Raw genomic sequence first — 14,546 nt, forward strand, 5'->3', positions numbered from 1 at the left:
AGAGGCTCTGATGAGGGATGACCCGCCGCTGGACTACTACCTGATCTTCGCCGCGGCGGGCGACCGGGGCCGTGGGGCGCTGCCGTCGGTCATCCTGGTCGAGGAGTTCCTCCTGCGCGGCGACCACACCGCGGCCGGTATCGCGGGCGTCGAGTGGACGCCCGCGACGGGTGCCTGGCGCGATCGCCCGGCGTCGAGCCGCGCCATCCGCACCGACGCCCTGCTGCGAGAGCGGGTGGTCCCGGTGAGCCGCGCCCACGCCGCCGACGCCTACACCATGCTCGGCGGGGGCGAACTGCCGCAGGAAGCGCGGATCCGCGCCTTCTTCCACGACTGCCAGCCGTTGCCCGCCGAGGACCCGCTGGACCTGGGCTCACCGGGTGACGAGAAGCGCCTCTACCGCATCCTGTTCGCCGGAGACCTGCACGAGCGCGGCCTGGCCCGCCTGCGGTCGGCGCTGAGGCTGGAGCCGGCCGGCGATCAGGCGGACCCCCGGGCGCACGTGGTAGGTACGGCGACGGCGACCGCCGCCGGCCACACGGTCACCTGGGAGCTGCGCCGGATCGGGGCGGGCATCGCCTGGTGCCTCGACGTGACCGTGAACCCGGGCCCCGGGCCGGACCCGGCCATCGGCACGCTGCTCCACCACCACAGGCAGGCGATCCGCGAGCAAGGACTGATCCCCGTCACCATCGAACGCTTCGCCTGATCAGCGCAGGGGACGCGCGGCCGTGGTCTCGCGCAGATAGATCAGCGCGTCGTAGGACCTTCCCAGCGAGACCATGCGCTCGGGCTCGGGCCAGAGCCTGCCGGCGTCGCGCGTACGCCGGGGCCTGTCGAGCCAGGCGCGGGCCGAGGCGGACGTCGTACGCAGGTCAAGGAAGTAGCCGGACGAGCCGACCCGGCCCAACGCCTCGTTGTTCCCTCCCTTCGCGGGAGGCCCGACCGTGACGGCGCCCCACCGGCCGTCCGCGTCCTGCGCCCTGAAGGACCCCTGGCCGAAGGCGAGTCCGATCGCGACGTAGCGGGCGCCCAGCCGGTCGCGCAGGAAGGCGCCCTGCACCTTGGGGTAGAGCTTCGCGTCGTACGGCACGTACGCCACGTGGGCGTTGTGGGCCGACAGCAGGATCTTCTCCCCCGTCTGCTCCCGCCACCACGCGACGTTGTCGGCCATGATCTTGTCGCGGTACCGGAGGCCCTTGCTCACCTGCTCCGGGTCGCCGGGGTCGAAGGACAGCGCTGTGGCGGTCTGGACGATGGAGCGCGCGTTCTGCACCGCCCACGCGTGGCTCTCCTGGTCGGGCCCCGGATTCCGTCGCAGCAGGTCAAGGGCCTGGCCGGCCTGGGAGACCAATGCCTCGCGCTCTACCGGCGGCAGGCTCCAGAAGGCGTCGGCATCCCGTACGGCGCGCAGGTTGCGGTAGAGGGCGTCGAGCTCCGGGAGTAGGGCGGGCTGGTGACGCCGCGCGTAGCCGGTCACCAGCTTCGGGAGCTGCCCGCCCACAGCGGGGTAGTTGGCGTCGTTGCCCATGAACTGGACCTTCCTCACGTGGTGCGCGTTGTACCCGCGCATCCACCCGATGAGGTCCAGGTATTCCTGGACGGTCCACATGCCCAGCTTGCCGAACTCCTCGTTGATGATCGTTTTCGGGTCGCCCTTCCCGTGCAGGACATAGTCGTTCAGCCGCAGCCCCGCGCTCCAGCCCGCTTCGAGGGAGAAGGTCGTGAAACCCTTCTCCTCGACGAGATAGCGGAACACCCTGTGCTTCATCGTGAAGAACTCGTGCGCTCCGTGCGTGGCCTCGCCCAGCCCCACCACCTTGGCGTCGCCCACGGCCCGGCCGAGCGGGCGCAGGTCGCCAAGGTCACCGGACGGCGCGGTACCGCTCAGCCAATGAGCCTTCCGGCGCAGCTCGGGCACGGGATCGTAGCCGCCGGCCGCCGCGGGCTGTGCCAGGGCGGCCGTGCCCACGGCCGCCAGCAGGGCGGCGGCGAGGGGTGGAAAGAACCGGCGCCGACGGGGTGCGCTCCGCATGTGGATCTTCTCCTGGTGGATCGGGTACTCGGTGCGACCACCATTTCAGCGGGGCTGAGGCCGCCACCATGCCGCCAGCGGGAAGATCGGCCCTACAGACAGCGGTACCACTCAGGTGATGATCTCCCAGGGGCTGTGGTTCCCGCCAAGCTCCGAGCGCAAGGGGGCCGGAAACGACTGTGGGCGCCCTCCACGAAGTGGAGAGCGCCCAGGTCACCGATCAAAGCTGTGGTGCGCCGCCAGGGACTCGAACCCCGGACCCGCTGATTAAGAGTCAGCTGCTCTAACCAACTGAGCTAGCGGCGCGTGACTACGGTGACTTTAGCAGTACCGGCCAACCTCCGCACATCCGCGGCAGCTTTACGTGCCTTCTTGTGGGGCTTTCACATGGTTCCCGGGAGGCCTTCCACGCGGGGGGCCTCCCGGGGATCAGCCGGCGGCGAGGACCACCGGGATCGGGGGCTTGGCGGGGTTCTTGTCGATGACGCCCCACGCGCCGCTCGAGAACGGCACCGGGAAGTTCTTCCTGCCCACGCCGTCGCCCCACTTGGTGATGACGTAGTCGACCTTGATGTGGCCGGCGTTGAAGCCGGTCACCACGAGGGAGGAGTTGCTGAAGCTTCCGCCGGTCAGCTCCGCGAAGGTCTTCCCGTCGATGTCCAGCATGACGCCGCTCTCGGACGGGATGCCCGGGCCGCGGTCACCGATGAAGAAGGGGGCCTTCTTGTCCTTGTAGAGGACGTATCCCTCGGTGCCGAGGGGCCAGCAGGGGCTGGCGAACAGGCCCTTCTGCATGGGCTTGCCAATGGCCGGCAGTCCCGTGTCACCCATGCGGCCGGAGGCGTCGTCCCAGAAGTAGGAGGCCTTCGTCGAGCCCTTGAGCAACATCGGCTTCCCGGCCTGGACCGGAACGGAGGTGACCGGCTGGTCGTCGGCGCGGGCCGTGGCGGTCGTGCAGACGGCGGTGGCGCATGCGAGGGCTACGCCGGCGAAGCGAGATGTCCATCGACATCTAGGGGTGTTCTGGAAAAAGGCCATGGGAGGGAAGGATCTTTCATCAGAAGACAAGGGGACCCGCGCTCCGAGTGGTCAAGAGTTCGGTGCGAGGGGTGGAAAGCGTTCTCAGGGCGTAAGCGAGACCGGTTCACGGTCCATCGCGGCGCTGAGCCCGCATTCGTACGTGGGTCGGTTAGCGGTGGCACTCGCCACCATGTGTCACAGAGGGTGTGTCGCTCGGTGCACGGCTGCTACCAGCCGACTTGCCGCTTCTGACGGCGAAGATCCGGGTCTAGGGTTGCCCGGTGGACTGACTGCGCGGAGTGGGGTGCTCCACTCGGGTCTCCTCTCCAATCACGTCTACCGGGTTAGCTGACGGGTTCGGGCTTGGAGTACGCCCTACCGCTCACGCGGATTCACCCCAAGGGATTGGGTCCCCGGTTCCCCCGAGCCCTGAGGGCCCTGGAGATTCGACATTCGAGTCGGCGGCCTTCGGACTGAAGACCAGGTCACCGTCTCTTTCGTGGTTGAAACCTTACCCACCGAGTCAGGACAAAGCAAACGAAATGACTACAAAGCATTATTAGATCTACCTTCGCACCACAAACCCCCATACTTCGGACATCTGGGCTCATGGCGAGTTAAGCGTAGGGGCCGGATGGGAGATCAATGTGACGGGTGTGACCGGTGATGAAGAAGGTCACCCGAATGGCGGCGAAAGAAAGCGCACGCCCGTACGACGAGACGGGCGTGCGCGAGCGGGGACGTGCGGCGGAACGTTCAGGGCCGAAGGCCGGGAGACATGAATCGGGGCCGGGCAGTCCCCCGCCTGCCCGGCCCCGATCTATACGGTCCAGCGCCGATGCCTTCCCCCAAACGCATCGGGCGGTCCCGCAGTATGGACGCGGTCCCCCACCGCGTCCTTCTCTGGCAAAAAGCTCTGCGGCGCCCTCTCGGGCGGCTGGTCGCATCCCTCTTGACCTGCCTTAACACTACATACCGGGGCCTGAGCTACTCGTCATCCCAGGGTATAGATTCGGTCTAACCCGCTGGGATGACCGGGTACGGCCGGACCCGCCGGGCCAGGCGGCTATTCAGGCAGTTCGACCTTGACCTCGGTGCCCTTCTCCAGGGAGCGGCTCACCGTGCAGTGCCGCTCATGGACCCGGTGCGCCACGGCGCGGAAGACCTCGTCCGCCTGCGCGTCGCCCTCGGGCAGCTCGACGTCGTAAGTGATCGTGACCGGGCCGAGCAGCGTGGGCTCGACCTTGTCCGCCTGGACCGTCATCGCCAGCCGTACGAGCCTGTGCCCGCGCTGCGCGGTGAGCGGCTCGACGGTCACGATGTTGCAGCCTCCGACCGCGGCGAGCAGCAGCTCCACGGGGGTGAAGACCCCCTCCTCGTCGCCGCTGCCCATCGCGACCTCCGCTCCGCGCGCGTTGCGCGCCACGAAGCCGTTGTCAGTACGCTCCACATTCACCGATGCCATGCCCTGGAGCCTAGAGCCGGCGCGGAACGCTCAGGCGTCGGGGTGCTCGGAAAGGTAGGCGATGTAGACGGGGCGCAGTGCCTCGCCGAGCTCGCCCTCACCGGAGGCCATCGCGTCGCTGAGCAGCGCCGACACCCGGCTGAGGTCGTTGGCCGTCTCGTCCGCGTGACCGCTCGCGGCCTCGGCCGCCGGGATCACCTTCAGGAGCTCCCACAGGAAGCCGAAGTCGCCGTGCGCCACGGCGTAGCGCACCGCCCTGTCGTGAAGCTCCTTGGGCGTCAGCGACTGCAGCTCGTCCTGGTCCATTACGGCTCACCCCCTTTATGGCCCTTTCCCCGCGATCAGGGGGATATGCACGTCAGGCCAACCGGACGATCATCTTGCCGAGGTTCTGCCCCCGAAGCATGCCGATGAAGGCGTCAGGAGCGTTCTCCAGCCCTTCCACGACGGTCTCCTCGAAGGTGATCCTGCCCTCCTGGAGCCACCCGCCGACCTCATCGATCATGTCGGGCATCCGGCCGGCGTGGTCGCCGACGATGAAGCCGCGCAGCGTGAGCCGCTTGCCGACCACCAGGAAGAGGTTGCGCGGCCCGCGGACCGGCTCGGCCTCGTTGTAGACGGAGATGGCCCCGCACACCGCGGTGCGCCCGTACCGGCGGAACACGTCGATGGCGGCCTCCAGGTGCTCGCCGCCGACGTTGTCGAAGTAGACGTCGATGCCGTCCGGGGCCGCGCGCCTGAGCTGTTCCACGACCGGCCCGTCCGCCTTGTAGTCGAACGCGTCGTCGAAGCCGAGCTTCTCGATCACGTGCGCGACCTTGGCGGGAGAACCGGCGCTGCCGACCACCCGGGAGGCGCCCTTGAGGCGGGCGATCTGCCCGGCCAGGCTGCCGACCGCACCCGCGGCCCCCGAAACGAACACCGCGTCGCCCTTCTTGAAGGCCGCGATGTCGAGCAGCCCGACGTACGCGGTCAGGCCCGGCATGCCGAGCACGCCGAGGTAGGCGGACAGCGGCACACCCGGCAGGGGCGTGATCCGGCGCGCCTCCGAGGCGTCCGGCACGGCGTGCTCCCGCCAGCCGTAGTCGTGCAGGACGATGTCGCCGATCCGGAACTCCGGAGCGAGGGTCTCGACCACCTCGCCGATCGCGCCGCCGCGCAGCGGCTCGCCCAGCTCGAAGGGCGGCACGTACGACTCGCCCTCGTTCATCCGCCCGCGCATGTAGGGATCGACCGACATGTAGAGGTCGCGCACCAGGATCTGGCCCTCACGCAGTGGCGGGAGCTCCAGCTCGACCAGCTCGAAATCGTCCTTTGTCGGCCAGCCGACGGGCCGTGACCGCAGCGTGATCGCGCGTGTCATGGTCTACCCCCTTCGATCCTGATTGGGCCACCCCTCCAGCGAACACTCCCTGTTAAAACGATCTTTCACCGGCCCCAGGACCGGGAGCCCCGGGGCTCCCGCCCCTACCGCTCGCCCGCGTGCACGTGCGACCATCGAGAGTGTGAAGATCATTATCAAGATCCTTATCGTCGCGGCGGCGCTCTGGGCGGCCACGCGCCTGATCCCGGGGATCACCGTCTCCGGGGCCACCACCGCGAAGTCCGCGGCCACCCTCATCGCGGTCGCCCTCATCTTCGGCCTCGTGAACGCCGTGCTCAAACCGATCATCAAGACCTTCGGCTGCGCCTTCTACGTGCTGACGCTGGGCCTGTTCGCGCTGGTCGTGAACGCCCTCCTGCTGCTGCTCACGAGCTGGATCGCCGAGCAGCTCAAGCTGCCGTTCCACGTGAGCGGCTTCTGGGCGGCCTTCCTCGGGGCGATCCTCGTCGGCCTCATCACCTGGCTCCTCGACATGCTCCTCGGTCTCAACGAGGACTGAGCGGAGATTCTACGAGGGCCGGCACGGGCCGACGGACCCCCGCTCGCGCAGCTCGGGCGCCTGGATGATCCTGCGCCTGCGGTTCTGCCCGTCGGCCGCCGCGACCACCAGCCGCACGGCGGCCCGCACGATGCCGTCGATGTCCCAGTTGACCGAGGTCAGGCCGGGGGTGAGCAGCCCTGACATCGGGTGGTCGTCGTACCCCATGACCGAGATGTCGTCGGGGACGCGCAGCCCCAGCTCGGCCGCCGCCGCGTACACCCCGTAGGCGATGGAGTCGGAGAAGCAGAAGGCCGCGCTCGGCCTGGCTTCACCGCCGAGCAGCTCGCACGCCACCTTGGTCGTCGCGGCCAGCCCGTGGGGAGCGGTCACGACGTCGATGTCCAGCCCCAGGCGCTCGGCCTCGGCGGTCACGTGGACGTCGGCGGGACGGTCGGGAGTGCTCGACCGCGTCGGGGTCAGCACGGCGACGCGGCGGTGGCCCTTCTCCCTGAGGTACTCAAGGGCCAGGGTGACCCCCCTGCGGTTGTCGAAGACGACCTCCCCCGCCGTGCGGGCGTCGAGCAGGGCGTCGCCGATGGAGACCACGGGCAGCGTCTCGGCGAGCTGCGCCCACAGTGGCGCGGCCGGGTCGACGGGCTGCACGATCAGGCCGTCGACCCGCTGGTCGCGGAGCTGGCGTGCCAGGGTGCGCTCGCGCGCGGGGTCGCCCGCGGCGTCGAGGATGAGCGCGTAGCGGTCCTTGTCGCGCAGGGCCCGGCCGATGCCGAACGCCAGCGACTGCTGCCACAGATCCTCCAGGGACCCGCAGAGCAGACCGATCATGCCGGTGCGGCCGCTCGCCAGGGCCCGGGCGATGGGGTCGGCCTCGTACCCCAGCTCGGCGGCGGCCTGGCGCACCCGCTCGATGGTCTCCTCGGACACCTGCATGCCCCGCAGCGCGTAGGACACGGCCGCGGGCGACAGCCCGGTCGCCTGGGCCACCTCGCGGATCGTCGCCCGTTTGCGTGGCTGGGAGCGCGGCATCAAGCCAGCCTATGCGGAATCCCCCCGGCGCGAGGGGCCTGCCATCTCGATGTCTGGACAGAGTGTTGACGCCGAGGAGGTGAAGCGGTTCACTGAAACGAATCAGTGAACCGTTTCACAGCATGTCCCCAGGCATACCCGATAATGTCGATAGGAATTGTCGGGTAGTGTGGTCCCCAGGAGGTGACAGCGGTGAGCATCGATGTGCACCAGCACATTTGGACGCCCGGATTCGTCGGCGCGCTACGGGCGCGCACGGAGCCGCCGTTCCTCGATGGCTGGACCCTGCACCTCGACGGCGAGGAGCCCTTCGCGGCGAACCCCCTCGACCACGACCTCGGCCACCGGCTGGCGTTCAACCGCGAGCACGGTCTCGGCCTCGCCCTGGTGTCGCTGTCGAGCCCGCTCGGCATCGAGCACCTGCCGCCCGCCGACGCCTGGCCGCTGCTCACCGCCTACCACGAGGGCGCGCTCGAACTGCCCGCGTCGTTCAGGGCGTGGGCGTCCACCTGCGTGACCGAGATCGACCCGGCGCGCACCGCCAAGGTGCTGGACTGCGGCTTCGCCGGTCTCCAGCTCCCCGCGACCACCCTGCTCGACGCCGGGGGCTTCGCCAGGGTCGCGCCCCTGCTCGACCTGCTGGAGGAGCGCGACCTGCCGCTGTTCGTCCATCCGGGCCCGGCCGGGGCGCCTGACGGGCCCGCGTGGTGGCCGGCGGTCGTCCCGTACGTCCAGCAGATGCACGCCGCCTGGTACGCCTTCCAGGCGTTCGGCCGCCCACGGCACCCGCGGCTGCGCGTCTGCTTCGCGTTGCTCGGCGGCCTCGCGCCATTGCACGTGGAGCGCTTCATCACCCGGGGCGGCTCCACCCGGGGCGTCGTCGACCCGAACGCCTTCCTGGAGACCTCGTCGTACGGCCACAAGGCCATCGACGCGATCACCCGGGTGCTCGGCATCGAGGTCGTCGTCCTCGGTTCCGACGCCCCCTACGCCTCACCGCCCGACGCCATGCTCGGCGAGGCCGCCACCCACCAGATATCGGTGACCAATCCGATGCGCCTGCTAGATATGGAAGGAGTTGTGCCCAGATGAGCTGGGAGTCATTGCCCGACCGATTTCTCGACAAGCGCGAGCTGCGCGATCTCGTCGAGGATCTGGCGGAGCGGCCTGAGCTCTGGTCGCACCACGTCACGTTCGGCGAGTCCGGAGAGGCCCGCCACTACGCCTCCCTTTACCGGGACTCCTACGTCGACGTGTGGCTCATCTGTTGGCGCCCCGACGACGACACCGGGTGGCACGACCACGACGTCTCCTCCGGGGCCCTGCGGGTCGTCGAGGGCACGCTCAAGGAGTCGAACCCCCGCATCGGGGGCGAGCACCTGGAGACCCTGCTGTCCGAGGGCGACGCGATCTCGTTCGGGCCCGACCACATCCACCGGGTCAACGGGCACGCCGAGACCAGCGTCTCGATCCACGCCTACTCTCCCCCGCTGTGGCGCCTCGGCCAGTACTCGATCAGCAACGACGGTGTCATGCGCCGGGTCTCTCTCAGCTACGCGGACGAGCTGCGCCAGACGGAGGCCGAGGCACTGGTCTGACCGGCGGGCGGAGCCCGTCGACGGTACGCCGTGCGATGCCGGGGTCGTCGGTGAACACCCCGTCGACCCCGAGCTCGTACAGCCTCCTGAGCCAGCCGGCCATGTCGCCGTGCGCGCTCGCGTACCCGGGCGCCGCCGGGTCGCCCACGCGGAAGTCGGCGGGGAGCTGCGAGTTCTCCGGGCGGATCGTCCAGACGTGCACGGCCAGGCCCGCCCGGTGCGCGTCCTCGACGAGCGTGGTCGGGGCCTGGAGGGTGTCGTCCGCGTCCGTCGGCACCACCAGGCGCACGGAGGGGCCGATGCCGTCGGCGTACGTGGCGATCTCGCGCAGCCCCTCGGGGGTCGAAAGGTCGCGGTAGGTGCGCGGGTCGCCCGCGAGCACCAGGTCCTGGGGAGCCCCTGACGACTCCAGGAGCTGGATGAGCCGCAGGCGTGTCCTGCCGCGCAGCGCCTTCAGGTTGGCGGTCTCGAAGGACTGGATGAACACCGGGTCCGACCGCTCGCGCCAGCCGTACCGGCCGAGGGTCGCGAGCATCGGCTCCTCCAGGGGAAGCCCGATGGAGGCGAAGTAGCCCGGGTGCTTGGTCTCGGGGTAGAGGCCGACTCCGGCCCGGCGGGCCAGGGCGGCGATCTCGTCGAACGTCGCGATGCGGGCCCGGCCGTCGAAGGCGGCGCTGCCGGGACGCAGCCCGGGCAGCCGTTCCACGGCTCTCAGCGTGCGCAGCTCCTCCAGGGTGAAGTCCTCGGTGAACCATCCCGTCAGCCTGCGCCCGTCGATCACCTTGGTGGTCCTGCGCGTGGCGAACTCCGGATGCGTGGCGACGTCCGTGGTCGCGGAGATCTCGTTCTCGTGCCGGGCCACCAGCACGTGGTCCCTGGTGGAGACCAGGTCCGGCTCGATGAAGTCGGCGCCCATCTGGACGGCGGTCTCGTACGAGAGCAGGGTGTGCTCCGGCCGGTACGCGCAGGCGCCGCGGTGCCCGATGACGATCGGGCGGGGGCCGGGCCCGCCGGCGCCGTGCGCGGCGGAGACGGCGGTCATTCCGCCCGGCAGCAGGGACACCACACCGGCCAGTACCCACGGAAAGACGATCACCGGTCGATGTTAGGCCTGGTCAGATGCTCATTCCTCCGTCGACACGCAGGGGCTCCCGGGCACGGTATCGCCCACCACCATTGATGACCGGCGACTATTCGCGATCACCAGCGCCAGTCACCATTCATCCGCAATTATCAGCACCTAAAAGGATCACTGCTTAGGGGAACGCGATTGCGGGGGCCCTGGGCATCGTGGGGCCGAATGGCGTCCTGCCGCACCACGGTCTCTGGGGCTCGCTCGCCTCGCCCCGGGGGCTGGTCGCTCTTCGCACATCACATATCGGACACCTCATGAGGAGTCTCCTGTGAACGGACCGTCCCTGCCCCGTCGCACCCTCCTGAAGAGCGTGGGCCTCGGAGCCCTCGCCGCCGGCACGACCGCGTGCGGCTCGGCCAAGGGCCCCGGCGCCAGGACCGGCGACAAGATCGTGATCGGGTACGTCAGCCCCCGGACGGGGTCGCTGGCCGGCTTCGCCTCCGGAGACGGCTTCGTGGTCGACCGCGTGCGCGCGACCGCCGCGTACGCCAAGGGCTTCACGGTCGGCGGGAAGACCTACGAGGTCGAGATCGTGGTCAAGGACACCCGGTCGGACCCGGGCCGGGCGTCCGAGGTCGCGCGCGAGCTGGTGCTGCGGGACCACGCGGACATGATCCTCACCAGTTCCGCCCCCGAGACCACCAACCCGGTCGCGACGGTGTGCGAGGCCCAGGGGATCCCGTGCGTCTCGACCGTCGTCCCCTGGGAGGCGTGGTACTACTCCCGGCAGGCCGATCCCGGCAACCCCAAGCCGTTCAGGTACACGACCATGTTCTTCTTCGGAGTGGACCAGTTCGGCGGGTGCTTCGTCCCGATGTGGGAGCGGGTGTCCACCAACCGGGTGGTGGGCGGCATGTTCCCCGACGACCCCGACGGCAACGCCTTCCGCGCCGCGTACCCGGCGATCCTCGACAAGGCGGGATACCGGTGGGTCGACGGCGGCGCCTACACCGACGGGACGACCGCCTTCGGCGCGATGATCTCCAAGTTCAGGAGCGAGCAGTGCGAGATCTTCATCAACGCCCCGCTCCCGCCCGACTTCAACGCCATGTGGAAGCACGCCGCCCAGCGGGGATTCCGGCCGAGGCTCGCCACCGTGGCCAAGGTCCTGCTGTTCCCCGCGGACACGGTCGCGCTCGGCGGCCTGGTCGAGAACATCGCGACCGACTCCTGGTGGGGCCCGTACATGCCCAACGCCTCCTCGCTCGACGGCGAGACCGCCAAGAGCCTCGCGGAGTCCTACCAGTCGGCCAGCGGCAGGCAGTGGCTCCAGACACTGGGGTCGGTCTACTCGCTCTTCGAGATCGCGCAGAAGGCGTTCACCTCGGTCGACACCCCGCGCGACAGGAAGGCGGTCGCGGCGGCGCTGCAGAACCTGAACTACTCGGGGATCTCGGGGGTGCTCGACTTCACGCGGGGCCCGGTCCCCGGGGTCGCCATCCAGCAGCCCGTGGGCGTCCAGTGGAAGAAGGGCATCGGGCGCTTCCCGTACGAGATGGTCGTCGTGGACAACAGCCTGAACCCCGCCGTCAGGATCGGCGCCGACCTCATCCCCACCTACCCGTGACCGGGTGCCGCCGGGTCACGCCTCGGCGGGCACGGGACGCCCGGCGAGGACGCCGAAGCCGAGCTGGACGCCGCAGACGAGCAGGCCGGTCACCAGCGGCAGCGTCCAGCCGCCGGAGAGCTGGTGGAGCAGCCCTATGAGGAAGGGGCCGAGGGCCGCGAGCAGGTAGCCGGACGACTGCGCCACCGCCGACAGCGCGGTGACCGAGGCGGGATCGGGCGCCCGCAGGGCGATGATCAGCAGGGCGAGCGCTATCGAGGCGCCCTGACCGACCCCGAGCACGATCATCCACAGCCACGGCAGCGTGACGGGGGCGATCAGCACGCCGAGGTACCCGGCGACGGTCAGCAGCGCGGCCACCACGATGTGCGGCACCTGCGACCGGGCGCGTCCCGCGTGCACCGGCACCGTGAGCGTGGCGGCGATCTGCGCGAGGTTGGTCAGCGCCAGCAGGTAGCCGGCCTGGTCGGCGGGCAGCCCCGCGTCACGGAAGATCGTCGGCAGCCAGGCCAGCATGATGTAGAACGTCAGCGACTGGAAGCCCATGAAGGCCATGACGTACCAGGTCACGCGCCTGCGCAGCAGCTTGGCGTACGGCCTGCGCCCGCCGCCGTCCCGGTCGCGACGGTGCCGCCGCAGGGCCTGCGGCGCCCACAGCGCCGCCGCCGCCAGCGCCAGGACCGCCACGGATCCGGCCGCCGCGCGCCAGCCGTACCCCTCCTCGATGGGCACCATGATCGCCGACGCCGTGGCCGCGCCCGTCACCAGGCCCGAGACGTAGATGCCGGTGAAGAGCCCGACGCGGTGCGGAAAATGCTGTTTCACCACGCCGGGCATGACCACGTTCATGATGGCGATGGCCGTGCCCGCGACGGCGGACCCGGCGTACAGCGCGACAAGGCCGCCCACCCCGCGCAGGACGACCCCCGCGGCGAGGATGAGCAGGCCGATCAGCAGCGTGCGGTCGAGGCCGAGGCGCGTCGCCAGGGCGGGCGCGACCGGGGCCAGCAGGCCGAGGCAGACCACCATGACCGTGGTGATCGCCCCGCCCGCCGCGGGGGACAGCGAGAGGTCGTCCATGATCTCGCCGAGCAGCGGCGACACCCCGGCGAGGGCGGGCCGCAGGTTGAGCGAGGCCAGTACGAAGCCCGCTATCAGCAGCACCTGCCCCCTGCCGAGCCCTCCGGGCGCGGTTCCGGTGACGGTCGCGGGCTCCCGAGGGGCTCCGGTCGCGGGGGATCCCGGCTCGGGTTCGGGCTCCGAGGTGGAACTGGTCATAGGGTCGGGAGCCTATCGGTGGCCATCTGAATGGTTACCTGCGGATACCGGCCTTTCAGAATGGGTATCTGGCGATGTCGCCCTGCATGGTCACCCACTGGGTGTCGGTGAACGCCTCGATGTTGGCCCTGGTGCCGCCGAACCTCGATCCGGTGCCGGAGGCCCCGACCCCGCCGAAGGGCGCGACGGCCTCGTCGTCCACGGTCTGGTCGTTGATGTGGACGATGCCGGTGGGGATGAGGTCGGCCAGGGCCAGCCCCTTCATGGCGTCGCGGGTCAGGATGCCGAGTGACAGCCCGTACTCGCTGTCGGCGGCCAGGGACGCCGCCTCCTCCGGCGACGAGAACGCCATGACCGGCGCGACCGGCCCGAAGACCTCCTCGGCGTACGCGGGCGCGGACGGCGTCAGGTCGGTCAGCACGGTCGGGCGGTAGAAGAGGCCCTCGTACGTGCCGCCCGCCGCGAGCCGGGCGCCACCGCCGACGCTCCCGGTGACCAGCGCGTGGACCTTGTCCCGCTGGCGCTCGTCGATGAGCGGGCCGAGGGCGACCTCCTGGGTGGCGGGGTCGCCGACCGGCAGGTGGTCGGCCTTGGCGGCGAGCCGCTCGACGTACTCGTCCTTGATCGAGGCGTGGACCAGGTGCCGTCCCGAGGTCATGCAGATCTGACCCTGGTGGAAGAACGACCCCCACGCGCCCGCCGAGACGGCGAGGTCGAGGTCGGCGTCGTCGAGGACGATCAGCGCGGAGTTGCCGCCGAGCTCCAGGTGGACGCGCTTGAGGTGCCGGGCGGCGAGCTCTGCCACCCTGCGCCCCGCCGCCGTCGAGCCGGTGAAGGAGATGACGCGGATGCGGGGGTCGGCGACCATCGCCTCCCCCGCGCCGGCGCCGCCGGGCAGCACGTGCAGCAGGCCCGGGGGCAGGCCCGCCTCCTCGAACACGCGAGCCACCGCGACTCCGCCGCAGACGGCGGTACGCGGGTCGGGCTTGAACACCACCGCGTTGCCGAGGGCCAGCGCGGGCGCGACGGACCGGATGCCGAGGATCAGCGGCGCGTTGAACGGCGAGATGACGCCGACGACCCCGGCCGGCACGCGGCGCGCGAGGCTGAGGCGCTTCTTGGCGGTCGGCAGGATCTCGCCGGGCGGCTGGGAGGCCAGCGCGGCGGCCTCGTAACACTCCTGCGCGGCGACGTGGGTCTCGAAGCCCGCCTTCCCGGGGATCGAGCCCGACTCGCGGATCAGCCATCTCTGGATGTCGGCGGCGTGCTCCTCGAACAGGCGGCCGGCTCTGCGCAGGACGCCCGCGCGCTCCTCGAACGAGGCGGCGGCCCACTCGCGCTGGGCCTTCGCGGCCCGTACGGACGCGGCGGCCACGTCCGCGGGACCCGCGACGCCGGCCCGGCCGATCTCGTGCCCGGTGGCGGGCGCGATCACCGGGGCGTCACCGGCCTGGGACGGTACCCAGCCGTCACCGCCGAACACCGATCCGGACCAGACCTTGGGATCAAGAAAGTCCACGACGAATCCCCTTTCCGTGG

General features: G+C 70.3%; 14 protein-coding genes, 1 tRNA gene and 1 riboswitch. Of the genes, 5 read left to right on the forward strand and 10 right to left on the reverse strand.

Annotated features, from left to right (window positions below; translation table 11 throughout):
• The first annotated feature begins 10 nt into the window (after nucleotides 1-10).
• Nucleotides 11-709 carry a hypothetical protein gene (locus ACOZ38_RS38390; RefSeq protein ID WP_424535856.1) on the forward strand — a complete coding sequence of 233 codons (699 nt, stop codon included), beginning with the start codon at nucleotides 11-13 and terminating at the stop codon, nucleotides 707-709.
• On the opposite strand, the gene ACOZ38_RS38395 is transcribed toward ACOZ38_RS38390, so the two are convergent.
• From ACOZ38_RS38395 to ACOZ38_RS38420, 6 genes are all read right to left on the reverse strand, one after another.
• Nucleotides 710-2,035: an erythromycin esterase family protein gene (locus tag ACOZ38_RS38395; protein ID WP_424535857.1), complete on the reverse strand. Its 1,326-nt coding sequence runs from the start codon at nucleotides 2,033-2,035 to the stop codon at nucleotides 710-712. It lies immediately after the preceding gene.
• Between the two features lie 229 nt (nucleotides 2,036-2,264).
• Nucleotides 2,265-2,341: transfer RNA gene (locus ACOZ38_RS38400), tRNA-Lys, on the reverse strand.
• 123 nt (nucleotides 2,342-2,464) lie between these two features.
• On the reverse strand, nucleotides 2,465-3,073 hold the full coding sequence (locus tag ACOZ38_RS38405; RefSeq protein WP_424535858.1) for a hypothetical protein: 609 nt from the start codon (nucleotides 3,071-3,073) through the stop codon (nucleotides 2,465-2,467).
• Between the two features lie 299 nt (nucleotides 3,074-3,372).
• Nucleotides 3,373-3,517: riboswitch (cyclic di-AMP (ydaO/yuaA leader) on the reverse strand.
• A 604-nt stretch (nucleotides 3,518-4,121) separates the two neighbouring features.
• A complete protein-coding gene (locus ACOZ38_RS38410) occupies nucleotides 4,122-4,520 on the reverse strand; it encodes an OsmC family protein (RefSeq protein ID WP_405141017.1) in 399 nt (132 codons plus the stop codon).
• A gap of 30 nt (nucleotides 4,521-4,550) precedes the next feature.
• On the reverse strand, nucleotides 4,551-4,826 hold the full coding sequence (locus tag ACOZ38_RS38415; RefSeq protein WP_405141019.1) for a hypothetical protein: 276 nt from the start codon (nucleotides 4,824-4,826) through the stop codon (nucleotides 4,551-4,553).
• Nucleotides 4,827-4,878: 52 nt separating this feature from the next.
• Nucleotides 4,879-5,883, reverse strand: coding sequence for an NADP-dependent oxidoreductase (locus tag ACOZ38_RS38420; RefSeq protein ID WP_424535859.1), 1,005 nt, complete (start codon nucleotides 5,881-5,883; stop codon nucleotides 4,879-4,881).
• 142 nt (nucleotides 5,884-6,025) lie between these two features.
• On the opposite strand from ACOZ38_RS38420, the gene ACOZ38_RS38425 reads away from it, so the two are divergent.
• Entirely contained in the window at nucleotides 6,026-6,403 is a 378-nt protein-coding gene (locus ACOZ38_RS38425; RefSeq protein ID WP_424535860.1) for a phage holin family protein, read from the forward strand.
• 9 nt (nucleotides 6,404-6,412) lie between these two features.
• Here ACOZ38_RS38425 and ACOZ38_RS38430 read toward each other — a convergent pair whose 3' ends face one another.
• Complete coding sequence (locus tag ACOZ38_RS38430; RefSeq protein ID WP_424535861.1) at nucleotides 6,413-7,429, reverse strand: LacI family DNA-binding transcriptional regulator; 1,017 nt, start codon at nucleotides 7,427-7,429, stop codon at nucleotides 6,413-6,415.
• Nucleotides 7,430-7,621: 192 nt separating this feature from the next.
• On the opposite strand from ACOZ38_RS38430, the gene ACOZ38_RS38435 reads away from it, so the two are divergent.
• Both ACOZ38_RS38435 and ACOZ38_RS38440 read left to right on the forward strand, forming a co-directional pair.
• Complete coding sequence (locus tag ACOZ38_RS38435; RefSeq protein WP_424535862.1) at nucleotides 7,622-8,521, forward strand: amidohydrolase; 900 nt, start codon at nucleotides 7,622-7,624, stop codon at nucleotides 8,519-8,521.
• Entirely contained in the window at nucleotides 8,518-9,027 is a 510-nt protein-coding gene (locus tag ACOZ38_RS38440) for a cysteine dioxygenase (RefSeq protein WP_424535863.1), read from the forward strand. The genes ACOZ38_RS38435 and ACOZ38_RS38440 overlap by 4 nt, the downstream gene beginning before the upstream one ends.
• Here ACOZ38_RS38440 and ACOZ38_RS38445 read toward each other — a convergent pair.
• The gene (locus tag ACOZ38_RS38445) at nucleotides 8,978-10,123 is read right to left on the reverse strand and encodes a glycerophosphodiester phosphodiesterase (RefSeq protein WP_424535864.1); all 1,146 of its coding nucleotides are present in this window, start codon (nucleotides 10,121-10,123) and stop codon (nucleotides 8,978-8,980) included. The two genes, ACOZ38_RS38440 and ACOZ38_RS38445, sit on opposite strands and share 50 nt — an antisense overlap.
• A gap of 307 nt (nucleotides 10,124-10,430) precedes the next feature.
• On the opposite strand from ACOZ38_RS38445, the gene ACOZ38_RS38450 reads away from it, so the two are divergent.
• The gene (locus ACOZ38_RS38450) at nucleotides 10,431-11,729 is read left to right on the forward strand and encodes an ABC transporter substrate-binding protein (RefSeq protein WP_424535865.1); all 1,299 of its coding nucleotides are present in this window, start codon (nucleotides 10,431-10,433) and stop codon (nucleotides 11,727-11,729) included.
• A gap of 15 nt (nucleotides 11,730-11,744) precedes the next feature.
• Here ACOZ38_RS38450 and ACOZ38_RS38455 read toward each other — a convergent pair whose 3' ends face one another.
• Entirely contained in the window at nucleotides 11,745-13,007 is a 1,263-nt protein-coding gene (locus ACOZ38_RS38455; protein ID WP_424535866.1) for a CynX/NimT family MFS transporter, read from the reverse strand.
• A gap of 55 nt (nucleotides 13,008-13,062) precedes the next feature.
• Nucleotides 13,063-14,526 carry a benzaldehyde dehydrogenase gene (locus ACOZ38_RS38460; protein ID WP_424537163.1) on the reverse strand — a complete coding sequence of 488 codons (1,464 nt, stop codon included), beginning with the start codon at nucleotides 14,524-14,526 and terminating at the stop codon, nucleotides 13,063-13,065.
• Nucleotides 14,527-14,546: the final 20 nt, after the last annotated feature.

Origin of the sequence: Sphaerisporangium viridialbum (assembly GCF_049674955.1) — a bacterium.
GTDB classification, from domain to species: Bacteria; Actinomycetota; Actinomycetes; order Streptosporangiales; family Streptosporangiaceae; genus Sphaerisporangium; species Sphaerisporangium viridialbum.

Coding starts and splice junctions, on each gene's coding strand:
- ACOZ38_RS38390 (WP_424535856.1), top strand. CDS start 11: ATGAGGGATGACCCGCCGCTGGACTACTACCTGATCTTCGCCGCGGCG.
- ACOZ38_RS38410 (WP_405141017.1), bottom strand. CDS start 4,520: ATGGCATCGGTGAATGTGGAGCGTACTGACAACGGCTTCGTGGCGCGC.
- ACOZ38_RS38415 (WP_405141019.1), bottom strand. CDS start 4,826: ATGGACCAGGACGAGCTGCAGTCGCTGACGCCCAAGGAGCTTCACGAC.
- ACOZ38_RS38420 (WP_424535859.1), bottom strand. CDS start 5,883: ATGACACGCGCGATCACGCTGCGGTCACGGCCCGTCGGCTGGCCGACA.
- ACOZ38_RS38405 (WP_424535858.1), bottom strand. CDS start 3,073: ATGGCCTTTTTCCAGAACACCCCTAGATGTCGATGGACATCTCGCTTC.
- ACOZ38_RS38430 (WP_424535861.1), bottom strand. CDS start 7,429: ATGCCGCGCTCCCAGCCACGCAAACGGGCGACGATCCGCGAGGTGGCC.
- ACOZ38_RS38440 (WP_424535863.1), top strand. CDS start 8,518: ATGAGCTGGGAGTCATTGCCCGACCGATTTCTCGACAAGCGCGAGCTG.
- ACOZ38_RS38395 (WP_424535857.1), bottom strand. CDS start 2,035: ATGCGGAGCGCACCCCGTCGGCGCCGGTTCTTTCCACCCCTCGCCGCC.
- ACOZ38_RS38455 (WP_424535866.1), bottom strand. CDS start 13,007: ATGACCAGTTCCACCTCGGAGCCCGAACCCGAGCCGGGATCCCCCGCG.